Consider the following 15,007-nt stretch of genomic DNA (forward strand, 5'->3'; position numbering starts at 1 on the left):
CGCCGGCCCGCGCCGGCTGCCCTCCGCGCACGCCTGGGCCGCCGTCTGCGTCGCCTGCGCCGCGCTCCTGGTCAGCCCCGTCTCGTGGTCGCACCACTGGGTGTGGTGCGTGCCGGCCGTGCTGCTGCTGGGCTCGGAGGCGCTGCGCCGCGGCAGCGCGCCGTGGTGGACGGGCACGGCTCTGACGGCGCTGCTGTTCTGCTCGTACGCCCTGTGGTGGGTGCCGCACGGTTCCCCGTCGGAGCGTTTCGAGCTGCGCCAGAGCGGTGTGCAGACGGCCCTGTCGGCGGTCTATCCGGCAGCCGGCGCGGCACTGCTCGCCCTCGCCGCCGTCCTGGCCGTACGCGCGCTGCGGCGGCCCGCGCCGTACCCGGGTCCGCCCGGCTCCTTCGGAACCCTCCCGGCGCCCAGGGCCCGTGCGGCCTCACTCGCACCGGTCCCGGCGGACTCGCCGCTCTCCGCGCGGGCGGGCGGCGCTCAGGCCGCCACGAAGGAGTAGAAGCGCTTGAGGGTGCAGTGCTCCTCCAGGAGCCGGCCGTAGATCGGCTCGCCCTCCAGCTCGCGGTAGGTCTCGATCGGGTCGCCCTTGATGATCAACGCCCTCGCGCACTCGGCGCACCAGTACTGGTACGCCGCGTTGACCGGCTCCATGTCGCGGACGATCGGGGTCCCGCTGCCGCACCAGTCGCACTTCCTGCTGTGTGCACCCATGTCCGTCAGTCAACTCCAGCCGTGACCGCAGGCGTGCGCACGTGGGGGACCCCTCCGCTGTCTCTGCCGTCCTCGATGTCTCCGAACGCCCCGGCGCGCTCCCGCCGCGCGCAACGGCCCGTCCGGCGTTCCGATTCTGCCATGCCCCGCCCGTGGGCAGGAGTGCGCGAACGGACGCGGTGAGGTCCCGGGATTCCGCTTCCCGCACACCACTGCGGGACGAGCCCGCCGGAAAGGCGGAGATCCCGCCCCCCGGCCGGGGGGCGGGATCTGTCTCGCCCATGTGGAGCTAAGGAGAATCGAACTCCTGACCTCTTGCATGCCATGCAAGCGCTCTACCAACTGAGCTATAGCCCCAGTGCTCCGGATCCGCCGCTCTCGCCGCGGTGCCGTGAACGGGAAGAAGCTTAACCGGTGACCTGCCCGAACGCGAAATCCGCCTCCGGCGGGCCCTGCCGGAGGCGGCGGGCCCGCCGGACGGGCCGTGTCAGACGTCGTCGCCGAGGACGGGCTGGGGAAGCGTTCCGGCGTTGTGCTCCAGCAGCCGCCAGCCGCGTGCCCCCTCGCCCAGGACGGACCAGCAGCAGTTGGTCAGTCCGCCCAGCGACTCCCAGGAGCCCGGTTCCAGACCCAGCAGGCGGCCGATGGTGGTGCGGATCGTGCCGCCGTGGCTGACCACGACCAGGACTCCGTCGTCGGGCAGCTTCTCGGCACTGCGCTCGACCACCGGCGCCGCGCGGTCGGCCACCTCGGTCTCCAGCTCGCCGCCGCCGCGCCGCACGGGCTCGCCGCGCTTCCAGGCGGCGTACTCCTCGCCGTGGCGCTCGACGATCTCCTCGTGCGTCAGCCCCTGCCACACGCCCGCGTACGTCTCGCGCAGGCTCTCGTAGCGGGTGACCTCCAGGCCGGTGACCGCGGCCAGCTCGGCGGCGGTGTCCACGGCCCTGATCAGGTCGGAGGCGATGATCGCGTCCGGTCTGAGCGCCGCGAGCAGCCGCGCGGCGCGGCGGGCCTGCTCAAGGCCGGCCGCGGTCAGCTCGATGTCCGTGGTGCCCTGGAAGCGCCGTTCGAGGTTCCACGCGGTCTGCCCGTGCCGCCACAGCACGATGCGGCGGCCGCGTCCCGCCACGCGTCCGTTCAGTTCAGCTCACCGCCCTCGCGTGCGGCGGCCTCACCCTTGCCCCGGGTGGCCTTGGCGTCCTCGGGCAGGTCGATCTCCGGGCAGTCCTTCCACAGGCGCTCCAGCGCGTAGAAGACCCGCTCCTCGCTGTGCTGGACGTGCACCACGATGTCGACGAAGTCCAGCAGGACCCAGCGGCCGTCGCGCTCGCCCTCGCGGCGCACCGGCTTGACGCCCTTCTCCTTCTGGAGTCGTTCCTCGATCTCGTCGACGATCGACTTGACCTGGCGGTCGTTGGGCGCGGAGGCCAGCAGGAAGGCGTCGGTGATGGAGAGCACATCGCTGACGTCGTACGCGACGACGTCGTGGGCGAGCTTGTCGGCCGCAGCCTGGGCTGCGGCGTTGATCAGCTCGATGGAGCGGTCCGTGGCGGTCACAGGCAGCGCTTTCGGTCGGCGGTCCACAACTCCTCCAGGGTCTCACGCCCCGCCGCGGACCGGCTCCGCCGGGCCCGGCGGAGCCTCACCCCGCCGGGCCCCGCCGCCTCACGACCCTCCGGACCCGTAGTCCTGGCCCAGCACCACCGTGATGTCGGCGTTCGCCGCGCCCTTGCCCTCGGCCACGGCACCCTCCGGCAGACCGAGCGTCCTGGCGACCTCCTCGGCCCCGGCCCTGTCCCCGGCGCCGGAGTAGGTCACCCGGGTGGTGGCCTGCGCGGACTGCTCGCTGCCACCGCCGACCACGGTGTAGCCGCCGTTGACCAGCGCCACCCTGGCGTTGCTCACCGCCTTCTCGTCGCCGGTGGCGTCCTTCAGGCTCACACGCGGCGCGGCGTTCGGATCGGTGTTCTTCACCGTGCCGCCCAGCACGTCCTTCACCAGGCCCTCGCTGGTGGCGTCGCTGAGCGTGCCGTCCGCCTCCACGGGCAGCAGTTCGGTGCCGTGGGCGTCCTTCCTGGCGTATCCGGCCAGCGAGGCGAGACTGGCTCCGAGCTGTCCGTCGGTCAGTGAGGGGTCGAGGATCTGCGTCAGCGCACGGACCGTGCCGGTGGCGGTCTTCGGGTCGTCGGACGTCTTCTCCAGCGTGGCCCGCAGGACCTGCCCGAACCGGGCGAGCTGCTTCGTCTGCGGCTCGCCCTCGGCCCGGTACGTGGCGTAGGCGACGGCGGCGCTGCCGTCCAGGTCGCGCCCCTCGCCCCGCCTCACCAGCGGTTCCTCGTCCTCCTTTGCGCCGGGCACGGTGGCGTCGGCGTCCAGGGAGATACCGCCGACCAGATCGACCCAGTTCTCCAGGTAGGGGGTGTCCAGCCGCCAGGTGCCCCTGATGTCGGTGCCCAGCAGCAGGCCCAGCGCGTCGCGGGTGGCCGCCGCGCCCTCGGCCTCGAGGGACCTGCCCAGCGTCGTCCCCCCGCCCGTGCCGCCGGAGGAGACGGCCAGGGAGTTGGGCAGCAGGACGGTGGTGCCCCTGCCCGCCGTCTCGTTGTTGACCAGCAGCGCGGTGGACGTCTCCCCGCCGTCGATCTCGCGCAGGTGGACGACGATCACCTTGCGTTTCTGTGCGGCCGACGCCGCCTGCCCGGTCCCGTCGTCCCCGGAGGTGCCTGGCAGCATGCCCGCCCACCAGAGCCAGCCGACGCCGCCGGCCAGCACCACGGCGAGCGCGGCGACCAGGGCCACCGTGCGGTTGCGGCCCCGGCGCTTGGCCTCCTCGCGCCGCTCGGTGCGGCTCTCGGAGAACTTCAGCCAGTCGATGACGTCCTCGGACTCCCCGTCCTGTTCCTCGACGAAGGAGAACTCCTCGGTGCGGTACTCGTCGGCATCGGCGTCGAAGCCGGGGGAGGCGCCGTCACCGGTGCGCCCGCCCTCGCCGGACCCGGCTTCCGGCGCGTCACCGGGTCCGGCGGGGCGTTCCCCGTACCAGGCCTGCTGGGCCTGCTGCGGGATCCACGTCTGCGCCGCCGGCTCCTGCCGCCCGGCGGCGGGGACGTCCCGGTCGCCGTACCGGTCGTCCTGCCCGCCGTGTCCGTCGTATCCGACGGCGTGCGGCCCGGAGGTGTAGGGGTCCTGGGCGTACGGGTCCTGGGCGTACGCCTCCGGCGCGTATCCGGTCCGGGTCCCCCCGGCATGGGGGTCCGCGGCGTAGGAATCGAAGTCGTAGGAGCCGGAATCGTAGGAGCCGGGGGTGTGCGTGCCCGGGTCGTAGGATCCCGGGTCGTAGGACTCCGTGCCGTAGGCGCCGGCGCCGTAGGGGTCGTAGGCGGGCTGCTGCCCGCTCTGGGGGCCCTGTCCGTACGCGGAACCGTACGAGGGGTCGTACGGGGCGGCCCCGTGCGGCGCGCCGGGGCCCTGCCCCCCGTGGACCGGCCGGCCGTACTCGTCGTAACCGTAGACGTGAGCGCTCTCCTGCGACGGGTCCCCCGGCCCGTACGGGTCCTGTCGGTCGTTCAAGACTGCCGCCCCTCTAGCCCTTCGGCGCCCGGCCGTCCCGGTACAGCCGGCGTTTGTTGATGTAGCGCACCACACCGTCCGGCACCAGATACCAGACGGGGTCCCCCTGCGCCACACGCGCGCGGCAGTCCGTCGAGGAGATGGCCAGCGCCGGGACCTCGATCAGGGACACCCCGCCGGCCGGCAGGCCCGGGTCGGCGAGGGCGTGCCCGGGGCGGGTGACCCCGATGAAGTGGGCGAGCGAGAACAGCTCGTCCACGTCGCGCCAGGTCAGGATCTGGGCGAGCGCGTCGGCGCCGGTGATGAAGAACAGGTCGGCGTCGGTGTGCAGTGCCCTGAGGTCCCGCAGGGTGTCGATGGTGTACGTCCGGCCGCCGCGGTCGATGTCGGTGCGGCTGACCGAGAACTGCGGGTTGGACGCCGTGGCGATGACCGTCATCAGATAGCGGTCCTCGGCCGGCGACACCGCCCTGTGGCTCTTCTGCCACGGCTGCCCGGTCGGCACGAAGACCACCTCGTCCAGGTGGAACCTGGCCGCCACCTCGCTGGCCGCGACCAGGTGTCCGTGGTGGATGGGGTCGAACGTCCCGCCCATCACGCCCAGCCGCCGTTTGCCGGCGCCGGACACTATGTGCTCTCCCATGCGTGCCGACCTTAGCCGTCCGGCGCCGATCGCGCCGCCGTCCGGGCCCGGTGCCTCAGCGGTCCCGGTTGAAGCGGGTGGTGATCCACAGCAGCAGGAGCAGCACTCCCAGAGCGCCCAGACCGGCGGCGAACGGGTTGACGGATGTGCCGCCGTGCCCGCCGTTCTCGGCACTGGAGGCCAGGAGGTTCAGGGTGTGCACCGTGTCGGGGAGGGTCATCGTCGGCAGACCTATCGGGTAGGGGCGGAAACTTGAGCCACATCGTAAGCGGGGCGGGATGCTGTGGCGTGTGGCACCCACCACCTAGGGTGGGGTCCGGCACGGGGGACGGGCCCGACCAGACCCGCAGGGGGCGGACGATGACAGACGGCAACGGCACCACCGGACACCTTCCCGGCCGTGACAGGCGGCGCTTCCCGGGGATCTCCTCGCGGGCGTACGAGCACCCTGCGGACCGGTCCGCACTGGTGGCGCTGCGCAGGCTGAGCGGTTTCGACACGGTCTTCAAGGCACTGAGCGGGCTGCTGCCCGAGCGCAGCCTGCGCCTGCTGTTCCTGTCGGACTCGGTCCGGGTGGACGACGCGCAGTTCACCCACCTGTACGCCATGCTGCGCGACGCCTGCTACGTCCTGGACCTGGAGAAGGTCCCGCCGATGTACGTCACGCAGGACCCGAGGCCCAACGCCATGTGCGTCGGCCTGGACGAGCCGGTCATCGTGGTGACCACCGGACTGGTGGAGCTGCTGGACGAGGAGGAGATGCGGGCGGTGATCGGCCACGAGGTCGGCCACGCCCTGTCCGGGCACGCGGTGTACCGGACGATCCTGCTGTTCCTGACCGGTCTGGCCGTCAAGGTGGCGTGGATCCCGCTGGGCAATGTGGCGATCATGGCGCTCGTGACGGCGCTGCGCGAGTGGTTCCGCAAGTCGGAGCTGTCGGCGGACCGGGCCGGACTGCTGGTCGGCCAGGACCTCCGGGCGTCGATGCGCGGTCTGATGAAGATCGCGGGCGGCGACCACCTGCACGAGATGAACGTCGACGCCTTCCTGAAGCAGGCCGACGAGTACGAGTCCTCCGGCGATCTGCGCGACTCGGTACTGAAGATCCTCAACGTGCTGCCGCGCAGTCACCCCTTCACCACCGTGCGCGCCGCGGAGCTGCGCGAGTGGGCCGCGAGCCGCGATTACCAGCGGATCATGGAGGGCCACTACGACCGGCGCGAGGACGACAAGGACACCTCGGTGTACGAGTCGTTCCGGCAGTCCGCGAGTCACTACTCCGACACCGTGCGCACCAGCAAGGACCCGCTCATGGGCCTGCTGCGGGACCTGGGCGACGGCGCCGGGGACCTGGGCGGGAAGCTCCGCGACCGCTTCGCCGGGCGCGGAGCGGGCGGCGGTGCGAGCGGCAGGGGCGACGGCGGGAGCGGCGGCGCGGAAGGCGCTACGGGCTCGGCAGGGAGCTAGGGGCGAGCATCCCGCACACCGGGCTGTCGCCGCCGTCGCGCAGGTAGGGGTCGGTGCCGGCCGGGTGGTCGGCACCGGCTTCCTGCCCGGCCGTCAGCGGGTGCAGGGCGTCGTGGGCACGGGCCGCGCAGGACATCGGCCCGGCCCGCACCTCGCTGCGCTCCACCGTCAGATGGTGGTCGCGCAGGTCCTCGCGGTCGAAGCGCAGCCGCAGTTCGCGCCGGACGGTGAACAGCGAGGCGGCCTCTCCGTCCGCCCGGTCGCCGCCGGCCCGGACGGGGCGGACGGCGTAGACGAAGACGTGGTCGGTGACGATCTCCAGCGCGTCGGCCTCCGCCTCGCGGACCTCCATCGTGCCGCGGACGCGCACCCCCTCGCCGGCGAACTCCGTGCGCCCGGGATCGAAGCGCACCAGCCAGCCGGTCGCCGCGTGGCGGCCGTCGGCCGCGGGCCGCTCGATGCTGCGGTCGAACTGCGCGTGCTGGCCCGGGTCGATCAGTATCCGCACCGGCCGCGCGGTCCCGCCGCTCAGCACCTCGGGGTTGAGTGAGCTCTCGACCACGTACTCCTTGGCGACGGACAGCGCGGCGAGCACCTGGCTGTCGGCGAAGTGGGCGGTGGAACGGGCCGGAGGCAGCGTCACCCCGGCGGCCCCGGTGCGGAACTCCGCGGCCGGGCTGCGTTCGAACAGGCGTGACGGCCGCCCGCCGGGCACCCGGCTGCCCCCGCCCGGCGAGAGCGGGACGACCGTGCTGCTCATCACCCGCGGACCCGGCTGCTCCACGGGCTGCCTCGGGCCGCTCACCCCGGCGTAGACCACGGCGCCGAAGGCGAGCACGATCAGCACCGTCAGGACCAGGCCCCGCCACGGCGTGCCGCGCGGCGGGCGGAATGGAAGGGGCCGGACGGGGTGCTCGTGGTCGGCCATCCGCTCCCGCGCGGAGAACTCCTGGAGGCGGGCAGCCCGGACGAACGACTCGTCGAAGACGGTGGAGCGGTACTCGTCGTCACCGCCTCCGGCGGAACCCCGGGGCGGTGGGTCTCCAGGCCCGGCCATATCCCCAGAGTAGATCCGGCGAAAGACGCCAAACCCGCCCATGAGGTCTGATTCAGGGAAAAGCCGGGCAGTGTCCGCCGGGCGGCCTACCCGGCGCCCGCTACGGCCGGCCGCCGAGCGAGGACGTGCTGTAGTGGCCGGACAGGGAGGGGAGCGCGCCGGACCGGCCGGCCGGCGGGGCGTCGGCCCCGCTGGTCGCGGGCGGCGGCTCCGGCGGGGTCTGCTGCCGCTGGCCGGAGGCGCCCCGGTGGACGGCGGCGAAGGCCATCGCGACGATGCCGACGCTCATCACCACGGCGAGCACCCAGGCGACCGGCCGCTGCCAGCGGACATGGCCGCGGTAGGGGCGCGGGGGATGCCCGTGGAGTCCGGCCCGGCCGTCGCTCTCCTCGGTGTAGGCGGCGTATCCTGCGTCCTCCGGATACTCGGCGTCCTCCACGTACTCCAGGTGGTCGAGGCGGTCGGCGAACTCCAGCCGGCCGTAGCGGTACCGGCCGTGGCGGTCGTCGTCCTCGTCCGCCCCGGCGTCGCGGTCCTCTTCCGCGCCCTCGGGGCCGTCCGGCCGGAGTCCGTAGCCGTACTGGTCGTCGTACGCGAGCGCCGCCTCGGTCTCGGAGGGGGACTGGGCGGCTGCCGGCGCGCGCTCGGCGGCGGTGGGCTCGTGGATCAGGGCGGCACGCACGAAGGACTCGTCGAGCACCACGGAGGCGAACGCGTCGTCCGCCGCCGCGCGGTCGCGGTCGTCGGGCTCCTCGCCGCTGTGGTGCGGCTGGCCCCCCACATCCTCCGGCACGGAACCAGCGTAGACCCGCCGGAGGACTTTGGGCAGGGAGAACGGCGATTCGTCTGGTTTCGCGTGGGCCCGGCTCTCCCGCGGAGCCCCGCGGGAGAGCCACCGGATCAGCCGCGCACGTGCCCCTCGCCCGTGACCACGTACTTCGTCGAGGTCAGCTCCGGCAGGCCCATGGGCCCGCGGGCGTGCAGCTTCTGCGTCGAGATGCCGATCTCGGCGCCGAAACCGAACTGGCCGCCGTCGGTGAAACGGGTGGAGGCGTTGACCATGACCGCGGTGGAGTCCACCAGCGACACGAAGCGGCGGGCCGCGGAGGTGTCGGAGGTGACGATCGCCTCGGTGTGGCCGGAGCTCCAGCGGCGGATGTGCTCCACCGCGGCGTCCAGGGAGGGCACCACGGCGGCGGCGATGTCGTAGGAGAGGTACTCGGTGGCCCAGTCCTCCTCGGTTGCGGGCACCACGTCCACGCCGCCCGCCTCGCCCGCCTTGGCCCAGGCCCCGTCGCCGTGGACGGTCACCCCGGCCTTCTCCAGCGCGGCCAGGGCGCGCGGCAGGAAGGCGTCGGCGATACCGGAGTGCACCAGCACGGTCTCGGCGGCGTTGCAGACGCTGGGACGCTGCGCCTTGGAGTTGACCAGGATCTCCACGGCCGTGTCGAGGTCGGCGTGCTCGTCGACGTAGACGTGGCAGTTGCCGGTGCCGGTCTCGATGACCGGGACGGTGGACTCCTCCACGACCGTCTTGATCAGGGAGGCGCCGCCGCGCGGGATCAGCACGTCCACCAGGCCGCGGGCGCGCATCAGCTCCTTGACGCTGTCGCGGCTCTCGCCGGGCACGAGCTGGACGGCGTCGGCCGGCAGGCCCGCGGAGGCCACGGCGTCGCGGAGCACCGCGACCAGGGCGGTGTTGGAGGAGTAAGCGGAGGAGGAGCCGCGCAGCAGCACCGCGTTGCCGGCCTTCAGACAGAGCACGGCCGCGTCCACGGTGACGTTGGGCCTGGCCTCGTAGACGATGCCGACCACGCCGAGCGGCACCCGCACCTGGCGCAGCTCCAAGCCATTGGGGAGCGTGGAGCCGCGCACCACCTCGCCCACCGGATCGGGCAGGGCCACCACCTCGCGCACGTCGGAGGCGATGGCGGCGATCCGCTCGGGGGTGAGGGTGAGCCGGTCGACGACGGACTCGGCCGTTCCGGCGGCGCGGGCCCTGTCCACGTCGGCGGCGTTGGCCTCGACGATCTCGCCGGTGCGGACCACCAGGGCGTCGGCGACCGCGAGCAGCGCGCCGTCGCGCGCGGTGCGCGGCAGCGGGGCGAGCGCGGCGGCCGCCTCCTTGGCGCGTCGGGCGGTGTCGGTCACGGGCGAGGTCTGCGATGCGCTGCTCATGCTCCCAGCGTAGCCAGGGCGGGCGGCGTCCATCCCCAGGTCCGCGGTGCGAGACGGGTGGTGTGCCCGGCCCGCCGCCCGGCGGCGGGCCGGGGTCAGAACGGGTGGACGCCGGCCGGGATGGCGGGGTGCGGGCCGTAGCCCTCCGCCACCCGCTGGCGGTACGTCTCGCGGCCGATGACCTCCAGCCCGACGATCTCCCAGGGCGGCAGCTTCGCCGACGCCCGGTGCTCGCCCCACAGCCGCAGCGCCACGGCCGCGGCGTCGTGGAGGTCGCGGGCCTCCTCCCAGTAGCGGATCTCGGCGTGGTCGTTGGCGTACCGCCCGGCCAGCAGGAAGGGGTGGTCGTGGGCGAGCCGCTCCAGCGCCCGTCTGACGTCCCGCAGCGGCGCCTCGGCCCCGGAGACGCTGAGGGTGACGTGCCACAGCCGGGAGGCGCCGCCGGCGCGGCCCTCCTCCCCGCCGCGGCGGGCGTCCGGCCCCGCCGGAGGGGGCGGAGGGCTCCCCGCCCCGTCGCCTCGCTGGGGGTACCCCAAGTCGACGCTGGTCAGTCGTCTCACCGGCGGCCTCCCGTGTGGTGCCTATCTCGTGTGGCTGCGCTTGTGCGACCGCGCGAGGGCGGTCGCACCGTGGACCGCCGCCCGGGCGCGGCCCTCCCACAGAAGTGGACCAGCACTCGAGCCCCCGTGTGGCGGTTTTCGGGAAGCTGTCCGTGGAAAGGCTGACCCGGAGGCTCCGCCAAAGGTGCCGTCAAGGGTGCCCTCAGTGGCGCAGCAGGACCAGATCGTCGCGGTGGACGACCTCCCTCTCGTACGCGGGGCCGAGCTCGCGGGCCAGGTCGCGGGTGGAGCGGCCGATCAGCCTCGGGATCTCGCGCGCGTCGAAGTTGACCAGCCCGCGGGCGACGGCCCGCCCGGCGGTGTCCCGCAGCTCGACCGGGTCGCCGGCGGAGAACTCGCCCTCCACCCCGGCCAGCCCGGCCGGCAGCAGCGAGGTGCGCCGCTCGACGACGGCCCGCACCGCGCCGTCGTCCAGCACCAGCGCGCCGCGCGGGGCGGAGGCGTGGGCCAGCCACAGCAGTCGGCCGGCGGAGCGGCGGCCGGTGCGGTGGAAGTAGGTGCCCACGGACCGGCCGGCGAGGGCGTCGGCGGCGCGGGTGGCGGAGGTGAGCACCACGGGGACGCCGGCCCCGGCGGCGATCCGGGCCGCCTCGACCTTGGTGACCATGCCTCCGGTGCCGACCCCGGCCTTCCCGGCGCTGCCGATCTCCACCCCGTCCAGGTCGTGCGGGCCGCGCACCTCCTCGATGAGGGAGGTGCCGGGGGAGGCCGGATCGCCGTCGTAGAGGCCGTCGACGTCGGAGAGCAGGACCAGCAGCTCGGCGCGGACGAGATGGGCGACCAGCGCGGCCAGCCGGTCGTTGTCGCCGAAGCGGATCTCGTCGGTGGCGACGGTGTCGTTCTCGTTGACGATCGGCACCGTGCCCATGGCCAGGAGCTGGTCCAGGGTGCGGTAGGCGTTGCGGTAGTGCGCGCGGCGGCTGGTGTCGTCCGAGGTCAGCAGCACCTGGCCCACGCGCCGGCCGTAGCGGGCGAAGGAGGCGGTGTAGCGGGCCACCAGCAGACCCTGGCCGACGCTGGCGGCGGCCTGCTGGCGGGCGAGGTCGCGGGGGCGCTTCTCCAGGCCCAGCGGCGCCAGTCCGGCGGCGATGGCGCCGGAGGAGACCAGCACGACCTCCTTGCTGTCCTCGTCCTCCGGGGCGCCGAGACACCTGGCCACCACGTCCACCAGCGCGTCCACCCGGTCGGCGTCCAGCCCGCCGGCGGCCGTGGTCAGCGAGGACGACCCGATCTTCACCACGATCCTGCGGGCGTCCCGTACGTCCCGCCGGAGGTCCTGCTCTGCCGCTGCCACCTGCGCCGTCCCCTGGGTGTGATCTCTCGTCCGGTCGCTGTGCAATCTACGCGAGCCCCCGCTCGGCCCGCCCGCCCGCTGGTCAGGGGCGACCTCTTACCCTCGGAAGGCCTAAGCGATTTCCGCAATCAGGCCAACCGTCCCGATGAAGGCGATACCTGCACCAATGAATCGAATGGTCCCCGGCGTCGCAGGCCCGGTAAATGTGAACCCGGAAAAAAATTCAAATACCCGATGGGCGGCATCTCTGTAGTTCAGAAAGGTGATCCATCCGTAAATCGAGAAAAGTGCAAAAAATACCACCGAAGACACGTCCACACCGGACGAAGGGGTTTGCCCCATGGAAAGAGGAAGGAAATTCGCCATCATCAAGAAACACCACCAAGAAAGGAAGCGGGAGCCTCAAGCGCACAGACTCCCGCCTCGCTGCACCGTGGACGAATCAGGTATCACCATTCGTCGAGAGTGAACCACTTCCCAACCTCAGTGTTAACGCTCGTAGTGATACCGAACTCAGCACCGACACCTCCCCCCACGCTGACCGTAGTTACACCCACACTCTCTCCCCGGGTGTTAGCCGTACCTATAGCCCTTTCATGGGTCACCGAAGCAGCGGCTCCGTACCCGGCAGAGACCGTCCCACCCCACCCGTCGCCTTTAAGCTGCGCTATGCCATCAGCGTTGCTGCCCATCGCCCCGAGCTGGATACTTGTCCCCAGGGACGGGGATTCCATTCCCTTGGAGACGGTGTGACCGTACTCGACTTTCCCGTCAGGTGTAATTGCCTTCACGATACAGGCCTCTCCTGCCACTCCAGTCCCGAAGCCGATGGAACCACTTAGGCACATTCCGCCTGTGTCATTTGCCCAAAAAGTGTCCCAAACTTTCCCGATTTTATCCTTGGCGAACCCGCCGACTATGGAAGAGACACCAGTGTTCTGCACCGGGACATCGATTTTCGGAGGAGCGGGCGCGACATGAGGGGGTGGGGAAGGAATGGATCCGGAGTTAATGACGATGGGGCGAGCTCCGGGGATTCCGCCGAGGCCTTTCCTTTTGCGAGGGTTTCCTTGACTGTCATACAGCGACTGGCGCCGCTCGCAGCGGCATGCCCGTACGGGGCCTTCACTTCCCCCGACCTTGGCGGAGGGGCCGCTGTAGGACTCGTTGTAGCAAGCGGTGCGGTCCTTGGCTTTCGCGCAGCTTCGATTGATGGGGTCCAGCCCGCTGGGGTCAGAGAAGGCTACGGGGTTGTTGACCGAGTAACTGTGGGAGCTGAGGTTCTGGGGGTCGTAGGGGGTGATCAGTTCGTCGGGGCTGAGGAAGCGGCCGAGGGCGGCATCGTACATACGGGCGCCGAGGATGGACAGCCCAGTGGCGTCGTCCTCGGGCTTGCCGAGGAAGCCGCGGTCGGTGCCGGCCGGGAGGGACGCCTCACCGCGCTGGTCGCCGAAGGGGGTGTAGCGGCGCCGGGTGACCGCGCCGGTGGCGGCCAGGATCATCAGCTGTGTGGACGCCTGTCCGTCGCTCATCAGCCAGACGAGGACGCCGTCCTCCTCCGTGTCGCTGGGAGTGCGCATCGCGACGACCGTGTCGCCCGCGCTGTAGTAGCGGGTGGCCTGAGTGGCGGTGGTCGCAGCCGACGCACGCAGCTCGTGGCCGTCGAGGTAGAGCACCTTCTCGTTCACGCTGCTCCGCATCAGGACGTTGCCCGACACGTCGTAGACATAGGTGGACACCTCGTCGCCGCCGGCCCTCTTCCGCGTGATCCGCGACACGCGGTTCTGGCCGTTCCAGTCCAGCTCGGACGTGACGCCCTCGACGGTCCGGGATGTCATCTGCCCGGCTCCGTTGTAGGCGAAGGTGTCGTCCCCAGCCCGGGTGACCGCGTGCGGGCGGACCGAGTCGGGCCCGGAGGGGGCATAGGCGTACTGCCTGGTCGAGGACCCCGCCCCGGTGGTCTCGGTCACCGACGAGATGTTGCCGATCACGTCGTAGGTGTACTCCGTCTGGTACGGATCAGGTCCTGCGTCGAAGTCGGTGTTCGGGGTGGTGCCGGTAGCGCACTCCGTGCCGGTTCAGGCGTCGGCCGCCCGGCGAACACGTGGCCGAAATCCGGGGCAACCATCCGGTCATCCCATGTGTCTTAACTTCGGGTTCAGATTGATTGCCCCCACAGGACACCCAATCCACGGGCTGCGTACACTCTGCGCGGCCTGTGAGGGTTGTGCGGAACATCCGGTGTGAGCGGTTTCCTCATACGCCACCTGGTTCCGGCCCATCCACCGACCGGCTACGAGGACTACCTACCTGACATGGGCATACCTCCCCTTTTCCGAAGTGCGCCGCCTCACCGAGAAGAAGCGCGATGCCTGGTGGACGGTGCTGCTCGTCGACCCCGTGGCCACACCCCTGGTCCGGTGGACGGCGAAGTGGACCCGGGTGACGCCGAACCAGATCACCTGGGGCGCGCTCTTCCTCGGCCTCGCCGCCGCCGCCTGCTTCGCGCGCGGCGACTGGAAGTGGCTGCTGATCGGGGCCGGGCTGTACCACCTGAGCTTCATCCTGGACTGCATGGACGGCAAGCTCGCCCGGCTCACGGGGAGGGGCTCGGAGTTCGGCGGCTGGCTGGACTACGTGTTCGACCGGGTACGGGTGCTGATCTGCGCCATCGCACTGATGGGCAGCCAGTACTCACGCACGGGGGAGGTGGCGTACGTCTGGCTGGCCCTCGTGGTGGTCTTCCTGGACGCCCTGCGCTACCTGGACGCGCTCCAGATCTTCAAGGTGCGCCACAGCATGCGCAAGAAGATCAGGGCCCGTGCCAAGGCCGGCCGCCGGGCGGCGAGGGCGCCGATGACCGCCGAGGAGCGGGAACGGGAGCAGGACCGGGAGAACCAGGGGAACAAGGCCGACGAGGAGCAGGGAATCACCTTCATGGAGGACCTCCTCCGTGAGGACCCCACCGCCGACCTTGACGGCGACTCCCGGCAGGACGCCCCGGACGCCGGGGCCGAGGGCGGCGCGCAGGCCCCGCGGGAGAAGAAGGTCATCGACCTGCACGTGGAGTTCAAGAGCCGGTTCCCCTGGTACGGCCGCTTCCGCACCTTCCTGCTCCGGCACCGCGTCCGCACCCACCTGGTGAGCGGCATCGAGTTCCAGATGGCCGTCTTCATCGTGGGCCCGCTCCTCGGCGCGATCATGCCGGTGACCATCGCGGCGGGCGCCCTGCTGATGGTGTTCGAGCTCGCGATCATCTACAAGCTGCTGCTGTCCACCAGGGACTTCGAGCGCACCCTGGCCTCCTACCCGGTCCCCGAGACCGCGCCCGGTGACGCCGCCGGGATACCGGCCCAGCCCGGCGGTCCGGCCGGGGAGGCTCGGCCGGACCGCGACGGAGCCGCCGCGGGCCGATAGCGGCGCGGACGCGTACACCACCGGGCGGGGCGGTGAACGGAAGGGGGCTTCCG

At 71.9% G+C, this 15,007-nt stretch carries 14 protein-coding genes, 1 tRNA gene and 2 pseudogenes; 3 read left to right on the forward strand and 14 right to left on the reverse strand.

The genetic code is table 11. The features are described from left to right. Positions 1-499 (forward strand): annotated as a pseudogene (locus tag AC2CJA_RS14200) (glycosyltransferase 87 family protein); the annotation flags it as partial. Here the strand turns inward: AC2CJA_RS14200 and AC2CJA_RS14205 are convergent. The 7 genes from AC2CJA_RS14205 to AC2CJA_RS14235 all read right to left on the reverse strand — a co-directional run bounded on the left by AC2CJA_RS14205 (position 478) and on the right by AC2CJA_RS14235 (position 5,141). After that, complete coding sequence (locus AC2CJA_RS14205) at positions 478-711, reverse strand: hypothetical protein (protein ID WP_241713747.1); 234 nt, start codon at positions 709-711, stop codon at positions 478-480. The pseudogene AC2CJA_RS14200 and the gene AC2CJA_RS14205 overlap by 22 nt on opposite strands. A 284-nt stretch (positions 712-995) precedes the next feature. Continuing rightward, a tRNA-Ala gene (locus AC2CJA_RS14210) sits at positions 996-1,068 on the reverse strand. 130 nt (positions 1,069-1,198) lie between these two features. Then, a complete protein-coding gene (locus AC2CJA_RS14215; RefSeq protein WP_484603061.1) occupies positions 1,199-1,840 on the reverse strand; it encodes a histidine phosphatase family protein in 642 nt (213 codons plus the stop codon). 8 nt (positions 1,841-1,848) lie between these two features. Further along, positions 1,849-2,268 (reverse strand): ribosome silencing factor, encoded by a 420-nt coding sequence (gene rsfS, locus AC2CJA_RS14220; protein ID WP_484603062.1) that lies wholly within the window; start codon positions 2,266-2,268, stop codon positions 1,849-1,851. 108 nt (positions 2,269-2,376) lie between these two features. Then, positions 2,377-4,278 carry an LCP family protein gene (locus tag AC2CJA_RS14225; RefSeq protein WP_484603063.1) on the reverse strand — a complete coding sequence of 634 codons (1,902 nt, stop codon included), beginning with the start codon at positions 4,276-4,278 and terminating at the stop codon, positions 2,377-2,379. A gap of 13 nt (positions 4,279-4,291) precedes the next feature. Then, entirely contained in the window at positions 4,292-4,921 is a 630-nt protein-coding gene (gene nadD / locus AC2CJA_RS14230) for a nicotinate-nucleotide adenylyltransferase (RefSeq protein WP_241713744.1), read from the reverse strand. Positions 4,922-4,976: 55 nt separating this feature from the next. Beyond that, positions 4,977-5,141, reverse strand: coding sequence for a hypothetical protein (locus AC2CJA_RS14235; RefSeq protein ID WP_484603064.1), 165 nt, complete (start codon positions 5,139-5,141; stop codon positions 4,977-4,979). A gap of 140 nt (positions 5,142-5,281) precedes the next feature. Between AC2CJA_RS14235 and AC2CJA_RS14240 the strand changes: the two genes are divergently transcribed. After that, positions 5,282-6,388 (forward strand): M48 family metallopeptidase, encoded by a 1,107-nt coding sequence (locus AC2CJA_RS14240; protein ID WP_484603065.1) that lies wholly within the window; start codon positions 5,282-5,284, stop codon positions 6,386-6,388. Here the strand turns inward: AC2CJA_RS14240 and AC2CJA_RS14245 are convergent. The 7 genes and pseudogenes from AC2CJA_RS14245 to AC2CJA_RS14275 all read right to left on the reverse strand — a co-directional run. After that, on the reverse strand, positions 6,366-7,445 hold the full coding sequence (locus AC2CJA_RS14245; RefSeq protein ID WP_484603066.1) for an SCO2583 family membrane protein: 1,080 nt from the start codon (positions 7,443-7,445) through the stop codon (positions 6,366-6,368). The two genes, AC2CJA_RS14240 and AC2CJA_RS14245, sit on opposite strands and share 23 nt — an antisense overlap. A 100-nt stretch (positions 7,446-7,545) precedes the next feature. Continuing rightward, on the reverse strand, positions 7,546-8,238 hold the full coding sequence (locus AC2CJA_RS14250; protein ID WP_484603067.1) for an SCO2584 family spore wall biosynthesis protein: 693 nt from the start codon (positions 8,236-8,238) through the stop codon (positions 7,546-7,548). Positions 8,239-8,345: 107 nt separating this feature from the next. Further along, positions 8,346-9,623: a glutamate-5-semialdehyde dehydrogenase gene (locus AC2CJA_RS14255; RefSeq protein WP_484603068.1), complete on the reverse strand. Its 1,278-nt coding sequence runs from the start codon at positions 9,621-9,623 to the stop codon at positions 8,346-8,348. Positions 9,624-9,718: 95 nt separating this feature from the next. Then, a complete protein-coding gene (locus AC2CJA_RS14260; protein WP_484603072.1) occupies positions 9,719-10,051 on the reverse strand; it encodes a hypothetical protein in 333 nt (110 codons plus the stop codon). 334 nt (positions 10,052-10,385) lie between these two features. Continuing rightward, positions 10,386-11,537: a glutamate 5-kinase gene (gene proB / locus AC2CJA_RS14265; protein ID WP_484603069.1), complete on the reverse strand. Its 1,152-nt coding sequence runs from the start codon at positions 11,535-11,537 to the stop codon at positions 10,386-10,388. Between the two features lie 111 nt (positions 11,538-11,648). Further along, a complete protein-coding gene (locus AC2CJA_RS14270) occupies positions 11,649-11,906 on the reverse strand; it encodes a hypothetical protein (protein ID WP_484603070.1) in 258 nt (85 codons plus the stop codon). Positions 11,907-11,986: 80 nt separating this feature from the next. After that, positions 11,987-13,537: pseudogene (locus AC2CJA_RS14275) on the reverse strand (RHS repeat-associated core domain-containing protein); the annotation flags it as partial. Positions 13,538-13,877: 340 nt separating this feature from the next. Here AC2CJA_RS14275 and AC2CJA_RS14280 point away from each other — a divergent pair. Continuing rightward, positions 13,878-14,954: a CDP-alcohol phosphatidyltransferase family protein gene (locus tag AC2CJA_RS14280; protein ID WP_484603071.1), complete on the forward strand. Its 1,077-nt coding sequence runs from the start codon at positions 13,878-13,880 to the stop codon at positions 14,952-14,954. Positions 14,955-15,007 lie beyond the last annotated feature (53 nt).

The organism is Streptomyces sp. ATLC9 (assembly GCF_057196705.1).

Excerpts from the sequence above, each read along its gene's own strand:
- AC2CJA_RS14205 (WP_241713747.1), bottom strand. The coding sequence starts at position 711 with ATGGGTGCACACAGCAGGAAGTGCGACTGGTGCGGCAGCGGGACCCCG.
- nadD (WP_241713744.1), bottom strand. The coding sequence starts at position 4,921 with ATGGGAGAGCACATAGTGTCCGGCGCCGGCAAACGGCGGCTGGGCGTG.
- AC2CJA_RS14235 (WP_484603064.1), bottom strand. The coding sequence starts at position 5,141 with ATGACCCTCCCCGACACGGTGCACACCCTGAACCTCCTGGCCTCCAGT.
- AC2CJA_RS14240 (WP_484603065.1), top strand. The coding sequence starts at position 5,282 with ATGACAGACGGCAACGGCACCACCGGACACCTTCCCGGCCGTGACAGG.
- AC2CJA_RS14245 (WP_484603066.1), bottom strand. The coding sequence starts at position 7,445 with ATGGCCGGGCCTGGAGACCCACCGCCCCGGGGTTCCGCCGGAGGCGGT.
- AC2CJA_RS14255 (WP_484603068.1), bottom strand. The coding sequence starts at position 9,623 with ATGAGCAGCGCATCGCAGACCTCGCCCGTGACCGACACCGCCCGACGC.
- AC2CJA_RS14270 (WP_484603070.1), bottom strand. The coding sequence starts at position 11,906 with ATGATGGCGAATTTCCTTCCTCTTTCCATGGGGCAAACCCCTTCGTCC.